Source organism: Vibrio salilacus (assembly GCF_002811245.1).
GTDB lineage: Bacteria > Pseudomonadota > Gammaproteobacteria > Enterobacterales > Vibrionaceae > Vibrio > Vibrio salilacus.
In genome coordinates this window covers 54,640-69,322 of the sequence record NZ_NIVQ01000003.1, presented here as the reverse complement: position 1 = coordinate 69,322, position 14,683 = coordinate 54,640, and the positions used below count along the sequence as shown (strand labels likewise).

At 47.9% G+C, this 14,683-nt stretch carries 7 protein-coding genes; 5 read left to right on the top strand and 2 right to left on the bottom strand.

Features of this window, described 5'->3' with window-relative positions; all coding sequences use genetic code 11:
• Nucleotides 1-387: 387 nt before the first annotated feature.
• The 5 genes from gltB (CDZ87_RS02900) to CDZ87_RS02880 all read left to right on the top strand — a co-directional run bounded on the left by gltB (CDZ87_RS02900) (nucleotide 388) and on the right by CDZ87_RS02880 (nucleotide 13,253).
• Nucleotides 388-4,935 carry a glutamate synthase large subunit gene (gene gltB, locus CDZ87_RS02900; protein ID WP_100752088.1) on the top strand — a complete coding sequence of 1,516 codons (4,548 nt, stop codon included), beginning with the start codon at nucleotides 388-390 and terminating at the stop codon, nucleotides 4,933-4,935.
• On the top strand, nucleotides 4,935-6,404 hold the full coding sequence (locus CDZ87_RS02895; protein WP_100752087.1) for a glutamate synthase subunit beta: 1,470 nt from the start codon (nucleotides 4,935-4,937) through the stop codon (nucleotides 6,402-6,404). The genes gltB (CDZ87_RS02900) and CDZ87_RS02895 overlap by 1 nt, the downstream gene beginning before the upstream one ends.
• 428 nt (nucleotides 6,405-6,832) lie before the next feature.
• Nucleotides 6,833-11,296: a glutamate synthase large subunit gene (gene gltB / locus CDZ87_RS02890; protein ID WP_100752086.1), complete on the top strand. Its 4,464-nt coding sequence runs from the start codon at nucleotides 6,833-6,835 to the stop codon at nucleotides 11,294-11,296.
• A gap of 21 nt (nucleotides 11,297-11,317) precedes the next feature.
• The gene (locus tag CDZ87_RS02885) at nucleotides 11,318-12,730 is read left to right on the top strand and encodes an FAD-dependent oxidoreductase (protein ID WP_100752085.1); all 1,413 of its coding nucleotides are present in this window, start codon (nucleotides 11,318-11,320) and stop codon (nucleotides 12,728-12,730) included.
• 94 nt (nucleotides 12,731-12,824) lie between these two features.
• Complete coding sequence (locus CDZ87_RS02880; RefSeq protein WP_100752084.1) at nucleotides 12,825-13,253, top strand: DUF1499 domain-containing protein; 429 nt, start codon at nucleotides 12,825-12,827, stop codon at nucleotides 13,251-13,253.
• A gap of 49 nt (nucleotides 13,254-13,302) precedes the next feature.
• Here CDZ87_RS02880 and truB read toward each other — a convergent pair whose 3' ends face one another.
• Both truB and rbfA read right to left on the bottom strand, forming a co-directional pair.
• Nucleotides 13,303-14,247 (bottom strand): tRNA pseudouridine(55) synthase TruB, encoded by a 945-nt coding sequence (truB, locus tag CDZ87_RS02875; protein ID WP_100752083.1) that lies wholly within the window; start codon nucleotides 14,245-14,247, stop codon nucleotides 13,303-13,305.
• Nucleotides 14,247-14,657, bottom strand: coding sequence for a 30S ribosome-binding factor RbfA (gene rbfA, locus CDZ87_RS02870; RefSeq protein WP_038174183.1), 411 nt, complete (start codon nucleotides 14,655-14,657; stop codon nucleotides 14,247-14,249). The genes truB and rbfA overlap by 1 nt, the downstream gene beginning before the upstream one ends.
• Nucleotides 14,658-14,683: the final 26 nt, after the last annotated feature.

The window sequence follows — 14,683 nt, the reverse complement described above, 5'->3', positions numbered from 1 at the left end:
CAAAAGCCAATTGTTAAGCAAAAGTTAAACATATTAACGTTTAAAACGCGAAAAATATAGGCAACAGCAGCGAGTTTTGATTGCATTGCAGGCTAAGTAAATTGTAGGATATTTACAGATTTTGCTGGCTTTTGTGGTTTTTATTACACATTTATTCGGCGAAACGTCGGTGAAACCCTACTCCTACCTATATAAATCACTAGATTGTGACCATAAAAAAAGGGTTTTCACCAAGGATTGTTTTTCTCGCAATATTTTTCAGCGAGATACGGAAAGGAATCAAAGTCACCAACCCAGGTCGACTTCGAATCATAAAAATAATGGACAGGACGTAGAACTAGTTTCGACTAGCATCATTGCGCCTATTTGAACTGGAAGGATGTATCCATGCTAGATAGAGAGCAAAGTTCACAAGGTCTATATACTCCAGAATTGGAGCATGACGCTTGTGGTATCGGTTTTGTTGCTCACCTAAAAAACCGTAAATCGCACGACGTAGTTACGCAAGCTCTTGATATGCTTGCCCGCATGGAACACCGTGGTGGCCAAGGTTGTGATCCTTGCTCAGGCGACGGTGCCGGCATTTTGCTACAAAAACCTCACGAATTTCTCCTCGAAGAAGCGGTCAAGCTTGGTATTAAGCTGCCCTCTTTTGAGAAATATGGCGTTGGTGTGGTGCTTTTCCCCAAAGATGAGCATCAGCGTGCTCAATGTCGCGACATTTTAGAGCGTAATGCTGCACGCCTTGAGTTGGATGTCATTGGTTATCGTGTATTACCAACCGATAACTCAATGATTGGTACCGACCCGCTCAGTACTGAGCCACTGTTTGAACATGTGTTTATCTCTGGTGGCCCAGGTATCACTCCGCAAGAGCTTGAGCGTAAACTGTATGTCCTGCGTAACTATACCGTTCGCGTGTGTTTAGAGAGCGTATCTAACATTGGTGACGACTTCTACATCAACTCAATGTCATACAAGACGTTGGTTTACAAAGGTCAGTTAACCACTGAGCAAGTTCCTCAATACTTCCTCGACTTACAAAATCCGACCATGGTGACGGCCCTCGCTTTGGTCCACTCACGTTTCTCAACCAATACCTTCCCGAAATGGCGCTTGGCACAACCTTTCCGTTATATTGCCCACAACGGTGAAATCAATACCGTACGCGGCAACTTAAACTGGATGAAAGCCCGCGAAGCAATCATCGAATCGGATCTGTTTACTCAAGCCGAAATCGATATGCTACTGCCGATATGTCAAGAAGGCGCTTCAGACTCATCGAATTTCGATATGGCGTTAGAACTACTGGTTCTTTCTGGCCGTAGCTTGCCTCATGCACTGATGATGATGATTCCTGAAGCATGGCAAGAAAACAAAAACATGGATCCCACTCGCCGCGCGTTTTATCAATATCACGCCAACGTAATGGAACCATGGGATGGTCCGGCCTCTGTCTGTTTCACCGACGGTGTTCAAGTCGGCGCGACGCTTGACCGAAATGGCTTACGTCCATCACGCTATACCGTGACTAAAGATGACTTCCTTGTGATGGCGTCAGAGTCAGGCGTTGTCGATATTGCACCAGAAAACGTAGAATTCCGTGGTCGTTTGCAACCGGGACGTATCTTTGTTGCAGACCTAGAGCAAGGTCGTATCATCTCTGATGAAGAAGTCAAAGATGGCATAGCCAGCGCTCAGCCCTACCAGAAATGGGTTGAAGAGAATCTACTTAGCTTGAAGAAGCTACCCGATGCGAGCAATGAGTTTAACCAGCCTTCTCCAGAAAAACTCCTTCACAAGCAACAAGCATTTGGTGTGAGCTCGGAAGAGGTCAATGAAATCATCGTGCCAATGGCAAAAGAGAGCAAAGAGCCCCTCTCGGCCATGGGCGCAGACTGGCCATTAGCGATCCTATCGCACCAGTCACAACACCTATCTAACTACTTTAAGCAGTTGTTTGCTCAGGTAACCAACCCACCAATCGATCCGATTCGTGAGCGTATGGTCATGTCACTCAACACTTACCTTGGTAAAGATCAGAACCTGTTGACTGAATCACCACAACACTGTCAAAAAGTTGAGCTTGAATCGCCGGTTCTGTCTAACTCTGAGCTGGAAAAACTGCGTGCGATTGATAACGAGCACCTGCAAGCAAAAACACTCGATATCGTGTTTCAGGCCAGTGAAGACCAAGGCAAACTAGAGCGCGCCCTTAAACGTATCTGTCAGTACGCTGAAGATGCGGTCATTGACGGTTATTCGATTATCTTACTGACCGACCGTGCGCTGAACTCTAACCATGCTGCCATCCCTGCCATGCTGGCGGTTGGTGCCGTGCATCATCATCTGATTCGTAAAGGTTTACGCGCTAAGTGTGACATTGTGGTTGAAACGGGTGATGCTCGTGAAACACACCATTTTGCCACGCTCATCGGCTATGGTGCCAATGCCATCAACCCGTACCTCGTTATCGAAACCATGGTTGAATTGCAGCGCACCAAAAAGCTCGATCCACAAACCAGAACTCGCGATCTGTTTGAGAACTACCGTCAAGCGATCAACGGTGGCCTGTTGAAGATCTTCTCCAAAATGGGCATCTCGACCTTGCAGTCTTACCATGGTGCACAGATCTTTGAAGCACTCGGGATCAGCAAACCTGTGGTCGATCGATACTTCACTGGAACCGTTTCGCGTATTCAGGGCTTGACCATTGATGACATCGCTAAAGAAGTGATGGTACGTCACCGCATTGGTTTCCCAACACGCGAAATTCCGGTGCAAGTACTGGATGTCGGCGGCGTTTATCAGTGGAAACAACGTGGTGAAAAGCACTTGTTTAATCCTGAGACGATCTCGCTACTACAACAGTCAACGCGTAATAAAGATTTCTCGCAATTTAAGCAATACGCTAAAGCAGTCGATGATCAAGGCAATGACGCCGCAACGCTGCGTAGCCAACTCGACTTCGTTAAAGACCCAGCTGGTTCAATTCCGATTGAAGAGGTTGAGTCTATCGATAGCATCCTGAAACGCTTTGCAACTGGTGCGATGTCGTTCGGCTCGATCTCTCACGAAGCTCACTCAACCTTAGCGGTTGCGATGAACCGCATTGGCGCGAAATCGAACTCAGGCGAAGGCGGTGAAGATCCAAATCGTTTTGAGCGCAAAGAAAACGGCGATTGGGAGCGTTCGGCGATCAAGCAGGTTGCATCAGGTCGCTTCGGTGTCACCTCTTACTACCTAACCAACGCTGATGAGCTACAGATCAAAATGGCTCAAGGAGCGAAACCAGGTGAAGGGGGTCAACTACCGGGTGATAAAGTCGATGACTGGATTGGCGCAACGCGTCACTCAACCCCAGGCGTCGGCCTCATTTCGCCACCGCCGCATCACGATATCTACTCAATCGAAGATTTAGCTCAGCTTATCTACGACTTGAAAAATGCCAATCGCGATGGCCGCGTTAACGTTAAGCTCGTTTCAGAAGCGGGCGTAGGGACGATTGCTTCAGGTGTTGCCAAAGCTAAAGCCGATGTGGTGCTTATCGCCGGGTTTGATGGTGGTACTGGGGCTTCTCCTATGTCATCTATTCGTCATACTGGTCTTCCTTGGGAACTTGGTCTGGCAGAAACACATCAAACACTGCTGAAAAACGGTCTACGTAACCGTATTGTGGTTCAGTCTGATGGCCAGATGAAAACGCCTCGTGACCTCGCGGTAGCAACGCTACTTGGTGCTGAAGAATGGGGCGTGGCAACGGCTGCTCTCGTTGTCGAAGGTTGTATCATGATGCGTAAGTGTCATAAGAATACCTGTCCTGTGGGCATCGCAACGCAAAATAAAACCCTACGTGAACGTTTTGATGGTCGCGTAGAAGATGTCGTGACTTTCTTCCAATACATGGCAGAAGGCTTACGTGAAATCATGGCTGAACTTGGTTTCCGTACTATCGACGAAATGGTCGGTCAATCGCAAAAACTCAAAGTGCGTGACGACGTTAGCCATTGGAAATACCAAAACCTAGATCTCTCACCCGTACTGCACATTGAGCAAGCGCGTGAGCAAGATGGGGTTTACAATCAAACTAAGCAAAACCATCATCTTGAAGATGTTCTGGATCGCAAGCTAATCCAAGCCGCTATCCCAGCGTTAGAGCAAGGCAAAGCGGTGAATGCGCAGTTCCCTATCGTCAACACCGACCGCTCTACCGGTACAATGCTGTCGAATGAGATTTCTAAAATCTACCGAGACCAAGGCTTACCTCTACTAATGCAGGTGAAATTCAATGGTTCAGCAGGCCAATCCTTCGGTGCTTTCTTGGCGAAAGGTGTCAAGTTTGAAGTCGAAGGTGATGCCAACGACTACTGGGGTAAAGGGCTGTCTGGCGGTACCTTAGTGCTTTACCCAGACTTGAAATCAACCATAGTGGCAGAAGATAACATTGTTGTCGGTAACGTCTGTTTCTACGGTGCAACATCGGGTGAGTCTTACATTCGTGGTATGGCTGGTGAACGCTTCTGCGTACGTAACTCTGGCGCGAAAGTCGTAGTAGAAGGTATCGGTGATCACGGTTGTGAATACATGACTGGTGGCGTTGCCGTGATCTTGGGCTCGACAGGTCGGAACTTTGCGGCGGGTATGAGTGGCGGTGTCGCTTATGTTTGGGATAAAGCCGGCGACTTCGAAACTAAGCTAAATCCTGAGCTCGTCGACTTAGATCCTATCGAAGCAGAAGACCGTGAGCTATTGCAACAGATGCTCACTAAGCATGTTGAATTCACAGGAAGTGAAGTTGCCCAGTCTTTCCTCGACAATTTTGAAGCAAGCATTGCGTCACTGGTGAAAGTCATGCCACGTGATTACAAAGCGGTACTTCAAAAGCGTAAAGCGCAAGCTGAGCAAACACTAACGGAACAAGTGGAGGCCGTGTAATGGGTAAGCCTACTGGATTTTTAGAACATGGTCGTGAGCTACCAAGCAAAATCGACCCAAGTGTTCGAATAGAAAACAATAAAGAGTTTGTCCTCAACGACGAGTTTGGTGAAAAAATTAATACCCAAGCGTCGCGTTGTATGGATTGCGGTGTGCCGTTTTGTCATAACGGCTGCCCGATTGGTAACATCATCCCTGAGTTTAACGACGCCGTGTATCGTGACAGCTGGGAAGAAGCGTGGAACATTCTCAGTTCAACCAACAACTTCCCGGAGTTTACAGGTCGTGTGTGTCCTGCGCCGTGTGAAAGTGCTTGTGTATTAGGTATCAACCAAGATCCGATCACTATCTGTAACATCGAGAAAACCATTGTCGAAACTGCGTATCGTGAAGGGTACGCAAAACCGAAATCGCCTCGTTCTCGCAGTGGTAAAACCGTGGCGATTATCGGCAGTGGTCCTGCCGGTCTGGCCGCGGCAGAACAACTCAATAGCGCCGGTCACTGTGTCACTGTGTTTGAACGCGACGAGAAAGTTGGTGGTTTGCTTCGTTTCGGCATCCCAGATTTCAAATTGGGTATGGATGTGATTGACCGTAAAATTAACCTAATGGCGGAAGCTGGGGTTCAATTTAAAGTTAACCAACACGTCGGTGTTGACATCAACGCCCAGCAATTACGTCAAGAATTCGATGTCGTTCTACTGACGGGTGGATCGACGGTTGCTCGTGATCTTCCCGTTCCGGGGCGCGATCTCAAAGGCGTTCACTTTGCCATGGAGTTCCTTAGCCAAAACAACCGCCGCGCCAACGGCATGGACCTTAAAACTGAAGAAATTCACGCGAAAGGTAGACATGTTGTGGTTATCGGTGGTGGTGATACTGGCTCTGACTGTGTCGGAACGTCCAACCGTCACCAAGCGGCCAGTGTTACTCAAGTAGAGATCATGCCAGTGCCACCAGAAAAACGCCCGGCAAATATGCCTTGGCCTCAGTATCCCATGATCATGAAAACCACCACGTCACACGAAGAAGGATGTGATCGTCATTGGAACATCCTGACCAAAGAATTTATCGGCAACGATAAAGGTGAAGTCACTGGTCTGCGCATTGCTGACATTGTTTGGCAAGACGCAAAGCCAGGTCAACGCCCAGGATTTGAAGAAGTGGCGAATTCTGAACGCGTAATTGCATGTGATATGGCATTCCTAGCGATGGGCTTTTTACACCCAGAGCCAACGGGTGTTCTGGCTCAGCTAGACATTAAACTGGATGAGCGTGGCAATGTCGAGACACAAGGCTTTGCCACTAATCAACAAGGGGTATTTGCTGCAGGTGACATGCGCACTGGTCAATCTTTGGTGGTTCATTGCATCAATGAAGGGCGTGAATGCGCCATTGCCATTGATAAGTACTTAATGGGTGGTTCAAACCTAGAAGCAAAAGCAAACTCACTGATGCTCTCTGCGTAAGTGATTACGGCCTAGTATCGATTTTAGTCGCTACTAGGCCGTAATAAATTAGCATTCTTTCCTGCCAAACTTTTCCATTTGACCAGCACATTGTGCTGGTCTTTTTTGTTTTCACAACACCTCTTTTGTTGCAAAATTGTAACAACAAAAAAACTAACCTACTGAATAGTATGAACTATTACAGCGTATTTCGTGGTAAATCGCATATTGGCGTGATATTCCACCAACAACTTGACCTTTTTTATAATAACCTATACGTTGTGAAGTCGATGAAAATGAATTAATCCATTTTTGTTAAATATTTTAAAGATATTTAACGCATATATAGTCGATATATAACAATTAAAACGAATAGTTAGTCATACATACCAACCCTTTTAATGTTGGTAGTTCTGTCGGGATGACAGAGAAGCAAAGGGAGAATTGCAATGGCTCTATATGACCCTCGTCTTGAAAAAGATAACTGTGGATTTGGCTTGATTGCACATATGGAAGGTGAGCCTAGCCACAAGCTAGTCCGCACCGCAATTTCAGCACTCGATCGCATGACCCACCGTGGCGGCATTGCTGCAGATGGCAAAACCGGTGATGGCTGTGGCCTACTACTACAAAAGCCCGATACCTACTTACGCCTTATCGCGGATGAAAATGGTTTTAATCTTGGTAAGCAATACGCTGTCGGGATGATTTTCTTCAACCAAGACCCTGTAAAAGCTCAGCAAGCGAAAGACATTATTAATCAAGAGCTTGCCAAGGAAACTTTGACGGTTGCTGGTTGGCGAGAAGTACCAATCAATAGCACAGTACTTGGCCCCATCGCAGCAGACTCATTGCCGAATATTCAGCAAGTTTTTATCTCTGCACCGGCCGGCTGGCGCGAGCGTGATATCGAACGACGCCTTTATATTGCGCGTCGACGAATGGAAAAACAGATCCTTGATGACGAAGAATTCTATATTTGTAGCCTATCGACTCAGGTCATGGTCTACAAAGGGTTGTGTATGCCTGCCGACTTGCCAAGGTTTTATCTCGATTTGGCCGATCTGCGTATGGAGTCAGCTATCTGTTTGTTCCACCAGCGCTTCTCGACCAACACCCAGCCTCGTTGGCCATTGGCTCAGCCGTTTCGCTACTTAGCTCACAACGGTGAAATCAATACCATTCAAGGTAACCGTCAGTGGGCACGAGCGCGTGCTTATAAATTCTCATCACCGCTATTACCAGATCTGCACAGTGCGGCGCCCTTCGTCAATGAGACGGGATCAGACTCTTCAAGCTTAGACAATATGCTCGATCTATTTTTAGCGGGAGGCATGGACATCTTCCGTGCGATGCGTATGTTGGTTCCGCCCGCTTGGCAAAATCACCCAGACATGGATGCCGATCTGCGTGCTTTCTATGACTTCAACTCTAAACATATGGAGCCATGGGACGGGCCAGCAGGTATCGTACTCTCTGATGGTCGTTACGCCGCATGTAATCTAGACCGAAATGGCCTTCGTCCGGCTCGCTACGTGATCACCAAAGATAAGCTCATCACGCTTGCTTCCGAAGTGGGGATCTGGGATTACGCCCCTGATGAAGTCGCCGAGAAAGGTCGAGTCGGTCCAGGTGAGTTACTGGTCATTGATACCCGCCGAGGAAAGTTGTGGCAATCAAGTGAGATCGATAACGATCTTAAGGGCCGTCACCCCTATCGGGAGTGGATGGAAAATAACGTGCATAAGCTGACCCCTTTTGCTCAATTGTCCGACGAGCAAGTCGGTGAACGCAGCTTTGATGATGACAAGCTCAAGACCTATCAAAAACAGTTTGCCATGAGCAATGAAGAAGTTGATCAAGTCTTGCGTGTACTCGGTGATATGGGCCAAGAAGCCGTCGGCTCGATGGGCGATGATACGCCAATGGCCGTGCTTTCATCCAAAGAACGCTTGATCACCGATTACTTCCGTCAAAAATTTGCTCAGGTCACTAACCCACCAATCGACCCACTGCGTGAAAAACATGTCATGTCGTTGGCGAGCAGTATTGGCCAAGAGATGAATGTCTTCTGCGAAACAGATGGTCACGCGCACCGTGTGACGTTTGACTCTCCGGTTTTGCTCTATTCAGACATGAAGCAGTTGCTGGAACTGAGTGATGAACACTATCGTAGTACCGTACTGGATATAAACTACGATCCTAATCAAAAAGATCTCAAGCAAGCCATCAACGAGCTGTGCCAACGCGCCGAAGAAGTGGTGCGTAACGGGACCGTCTTAGTCGTCCTTTCAGACCGCGAGCTACACAAGGGCTTGTTACCTATTCCGGCCGCAATGGCGGTAGGCGCGGTACAAACACGACTGGTCGAAGCGAATTTGCGCTGTGATGCCAACATTATTGCTGAAACCGGTTCAGTACGTGACCCGCACCAATTTGCCGTTTTACTTGGTTTTGGTGCCACGGCGGTGTATCCGTACCTTGCCTATGAAACACTCAGTAAAGTTATTGATGATGGTGGTTTAGATAAGAGCTATCGCGAAGTGATGCAAAATTATCAAACCGGCATCAATAAGGGGCTGTATAAGATCATGTCGAAGATGGGTATTTCGACCATCGCCTCGTACCGCTGTTCACAACTTTTTGAAGCTGTCGGTCTAAGCCGAGATATCGTTGAGCTGTGCTTTAGAGGGGTGACAACACGAATTCAAGGCGCTTGCTTTGAAGACATCCAGCAAGACTTGTTTAATCTAGCACGCAAAGCTTGGGCGAAACGCAAGCCGATCGAGCATGGCGGACTGCTTAAATACGTTCATGGTGGCGAATATCACGCTTATAACCCAGATGTTGTCGGCACCTTGCAGCAAGCCGTAAAATCAGGCCAAAGCTCCGACTATAAGAGCTTTGCCAAACAAGTAAACCAACGCCCAGTGGCTATGCTACGGGATTTGATGACGCTGAAAAAAGCCGACAAGCCACTGCCACTTGAGAACATCGAACCAAGCACTGACCTGTTTAAACGCTTCGACTCGGCGGCGATGTCTATTGGTGCCTTGAGCCCAGAAGCACACGAAGCTCTAGCCATGGCGATGAATCGCCTTGGTGGTTATTCCAATTCGGGTGAAGGTGGTGAAGATCCTAAGCGCTTTGGCACTGAACGTAACTCACGCATTAAACAGATTGCGTCCGGTCGGTTTGGTGTCACGCCCCACTATTTAACCAATGCTGATGTACTGCAAATTAAAGTCGCGCAAGGTGCCAAACCAGGTGAAGGTGGTCAGTTGCCTGGGCATAAAGTTACCGCGGAAATAGCCAAGCTACGTTACTCGGTCCAAGGCGTCACGCTGATTTCGCCGCCGCCTCATCACGACATTTACTCGATTGAAGATTTAGCTCAGCTTATTTTCGATCTGAAACAGGTCAATCCCAATGCGCTTGTTTCAGTTAAATTAGTCTCTGAGCCCGGCGTTGGCACCATCGCAACTGGCGTGGCCAAAGCGTATGCCGATTTAATTACCATTTCTGGTTATGATGGCGGTACCGCAGCGAGCCCGTTGACTTCGGTCAAATACGCCGGTAGCCCATGGGAGCTTGGTTTAGCCGAGACACAACAAGCGTTAGTCGCCAATGGACTACGCCATAAAATCCGTCTGCAAGTGGATGGCGGCCTTAAAACTGGCTTAGATGTCATTAAAGCCGCGATTCTAGGGGCCGAGAGCTTCGGTTTTGGTACTGCGCCTATGGTTGCAATGGGCTGTAAGTTCTTACGTATCTGCCATTTGAATAACTGCGCGACTGGCGTGGCTACTCAGGACGAAACACTACGCAAAGAGTACTTCAAAGGCCTGCCTGAAATGGTTATGAACTACTTCACTGGCCTTGCCGATGAAGTACGCGGACTGCTTGCAGAGCTTGGCGTCGAAAAGCTCACCGATCTTATCGGCCGTACTGACCTGCTAGAAGCCGTCGAAGGACTCACTGCAAAACAGAGTAAACTTGATCTATCTGGCATCTTAGAAGCGCCAGTCTCAGCGCAAGGTCACCCGATGTTCTGGACTGAGCCCAATGCTCCTTTCGATAAAGCGGAACTCAATCTAAAAATTGTTGATGAAGCGATGTCGGCCATCGAAGCCAAACAATCGACCGATTTATTCTACAACATCATCAATACCGATCGCTCAGTAGGCGCTCGTCTGTCAGGTGAAATAGCTAAACGTTACGGCAACCAAGGCATGGCCGGAGCCCCGATCAGAATTCACCTTGATGGTACCGCAGGTCAGTCATTTGGAGTATGGAACGCTGGTGGTGTGGAACTGTACCTTACCGGTGATGCCAACGACTATGTTGGTAAAGGCATGGCCGGTGGTAAAATTACCATTAAACCTCATCAAGGCACTGCTTTCATTTGTAATGAAGCGACCATTATTGGCAACACCTGCCTGTATGGGGCAACAGGCGGAAAACTGTTTGCAGCTGGCACCGCAGGAGAACGTTTTGCGGTACGTAACTCAGGCACGATTGCGGTCATTGAAGGCGCTGGCGACAACGCCTGTGAATATATGACGGGCGGTATCGTGGCGATACTGGGTGCTACTGGGGTGAATTTTGGCGCAGGTATGACTGGTGGTTTTGCTTACGTACTGGATAAAAATGACGACTTCCAAGGTCGAGTCAACCAAGAGTCGGTTGAGGCGGTAGCACTGTCTGATCTCTATATTCATCAAGAGCACCTGCGCGGCTTAATCGCAGAGCATCTTGAAGAGACAGGATCGGTACACGCTGAAAAGATTTTAGCCAACTTTGATGAATGGATTCCAAAGTTCTATTTGGTTAAACCACAGGCCGCGGATCTAAATACCCTACTCGGTCACCAAAGTCGTAGTGCTGCTGAACTGCGCGTTCAAGCCCAGTAAGTCATGGAGGATGTATAAATCATGAGCCAGAACGTATACCAATTTATCGATGTTCAGCGTGTTGACCCTGCGAAAAAGCCGATCAAAACGCGCAAAATAGAGTTTGTTGAAATCTACGAACCTTTCACGAATCAGCAAGCCACCGCACAAGCGGATCGCTGCCTAGACTGCGGCAACCCATACTGTGAGTGGAAGTGTCCGGTACACAACTACATACCTCAATGGCTGAAATTGGCCAATGAAGGCCGCATACTCGAAGCTGCCGACCTTGCGCACCAAACCAACAGCTTGCCAGAGGTATGTGGCCGAGTCTGTCCGCAAGATCGTCTCTGTGAGGGCTCTTGTACCCTTAATGACGATTTCGGCGCTGTCACTATTGGTAATATTGAAAAATATATCACCGATAAAGCGTTTGAGATGGGCTGGAAACCAGATATGTCCAACGTCGAATGGACCGACAAAAAAGTCGCGATCATCGGCGCGGGCCCCGCCGGTCTTGCGGCGGCTGACATTCTGGTCCGTAATGGTGTTAAGCCAGTGGTATTTGATCGTTACCCAGAAATTGGTGGTCTGCTCACGTTTGGTATCCCTTCGTTTAAACTCGAAAAAGGGGTGATGACGAATCGTCGTCGGATCTTTACTGAGATGGGCATCGAATTTCGCCTCGGCATCGAAGTCGGCAAAGATATTGAGATGCAACAGCTGATCGACGATTACAATGCGGTATTTTTAGGCGTCGGCACGTATAAGAATATGCGGGCTGGACTCGACAACGAACAAGCGCCCGGCGTTTACGATGCCCTACCATTTCTGGTCTCCAATACCTATAAAGTAATGGAACTTGATACTGACCAGCCTTTCATCGACATGACGGGTAAGAAAGTGGTGGTACTCGGTGGTGGTGATACCGCCATGGACTGTGTACGAACCTCTATCCGTCAAGGCGCCGCTAACGTTGTTTGTGCTTATCGTCGTGATGAGGCCAATATGCCCGGTTCACGTCGCGAAGTAAAAAATGCCAAAGAAGAGGGCGTTAAGTTTATGTTTAACTTACAGCCCTTAGGTATCGAGGTAGACACTCATGGCCAGGTCATGGGCGTTAAAGTCGTCAAGACCGCATTGGGTGAGCCAGATGAAGCAGGACGCCGCCGCCCTGAACCTGTTCAAGGCAGTGAGCACGTCCTCGCCGCAGATGCAGTCATCATGGCATTTGGCTTTCAGCCCCACCAGATGCCATGGCTAGAGCCGTATGGTGTTGAATTTGATCAATGGGGACGTATTCAAGCGCCCGTTAATCAAACCTTCATGTACCAAACCACTAACGCGAAAATTTTTGCGGGTGGTGATGCCGTACGCGGTTCAGACTTAGTGGTCACCGCGATTGACGAAGGACGTAAAGCTGCAGAAGGTATCCTAGATTACCTCGAAGTTTGATCACAACGTTAAAATAGACAAAAGGATCCATGAATTGGATCCTTTTCTTTTTTTAAACCATATAATTACCTCAACACTCTTAAAGGGATTTAATATGAAAAACATCGCTTTGCTTGTTATCTCTCTCGTTACTTTGACCGCTTGTAGCCAAGGAGTTACTACCATGACTGACCGCACTTCGACGCCGTGTGGTAACAAACCTAACTGTGTCTCGACTGAAGATGAGCGTGAAGCGTTTTCTCTCGATGCTTTCGTCCTTACACCTAACGCCGATATCGACGCGATTGAACGCATCGCCTTACAACTGCCAGGCGCGAAAACAGCGGCTAAACAAGACAACTATATTAGAGTTGAGTGCACGTCTAAAATCATGCGTTTTGTCGATGATCTAGAGCTGCGCATTGATGATGGCAAGCTAATGGTACGCTCAGAGTCACGAGTCGGTTACTCCGATTTTGGTGTTAACCGCAAACGTGCCGAACAGTTACGTGAAAAACTCAGCACGAACGGCCTGATTCAATAGCTATAAAAAAACCGAAGCGATGACTTCGGTTTTTTATATCACACGTCGATTATTCCGTTTCTTCTCGAAAAACCACTAAACGCTTCGGGGCAACTTTGCCGTCATCGTTTAGCTCAGCAATGCCGATAAATAGTCGCTCGTCACCTGATGTCATACGCAGCGTCCCTTCAGGGGCACCAAACACTTGCACAGGTTGACCGTGTTGCACTAAATCCGTCAGCTCTGCATTGAGATTTACCTCAGGTAAAGCCTCAACCGCAGTATCCATCGGCAATAATAATGGGTCGAGTAGCTCACGCGGTGCAATGCCATCACGTTCGGCTTGTTCTAGATGCTCATTTAATTGCTCTAAGGTCACCATTCTCTCGTAAGGGTAGTCAGCCACCTTAGTACGACGCAGCATAGTCACGTGAGCACCACAGCCTAGCATTTCGCCCAAATCATCAACGATAGTACGAATGTACGTCCCTTTCGAGCAGTGTACTTCCATCTCAACTTCATCGCCTTCAAAACGGTGCAGAACGATGTCATACACGGTGATCTTACGCGACTCGCGTGGTACTTCAATGCCTTGACGTGCATACTCGTACAAAGGTTTACCTTGGTACTTTAATGCCGAAAACATTGAAGGTATCTGTTCAGATTCACCACGGAATGTTTCAATACACGCTTCAAGCTTATTTTGATCGACATCGATAGCACGTGTCTCTACCACTTCACCATCTGAATCAGACGTATTAGTGCGCTCACCAAGCTTGGCGATCACACGATAACGCTTATCTGAATCGAGTAGAAACTGAGAGAACTTTGTTGCTTCACCAAGACAAATTGGTAGCATGCCTGTCGCGAGAGGATCCAGAGCACCGGTGTGACCCGCTTTCTCTGCAAAGTAAATACGTTTTACTTTTTGCAGAGCATCATTCGATGAAATGCCTGTTGGCTTATCCAAAAGGATAACGCCGTTAATTGGACGACCTTTACGACGACGAGCCATTAGTTGTCTTCCCCAGTCGATTCGTCTTCACGGCCAGAGTCATGTTGTTTACGCTTATCTTCACTAACCACTTCTGAAACAAGGTTAGACATACGCATACCTTCAACCAGTGTGTTGTCGTAGTAGAAGCGAACTTCCGGCGTTAGACGCAAACGAATACGCTTACCTAGCATCATGCGGATGTGAACTTCGTGTTCACGTAGCGCTTCTAGACAAGATTCAGGGGTCTGCTCACCGACACAAAGGAAAGTGACAAACACTTTGGCGTAAGCAAGATCGCGTGACACTTCCACATCAGAAATCGTCACCATACCTAGGCGAGAGTCACGGACTTCACGCTGAAGGATCATTGCTAGTTCTTTTTGCAACTGCTGCGACACACGCTGCGTGCGGCTAAATTCTTTTGACATATCTTTTCTCTTATTAGAAAGAATGG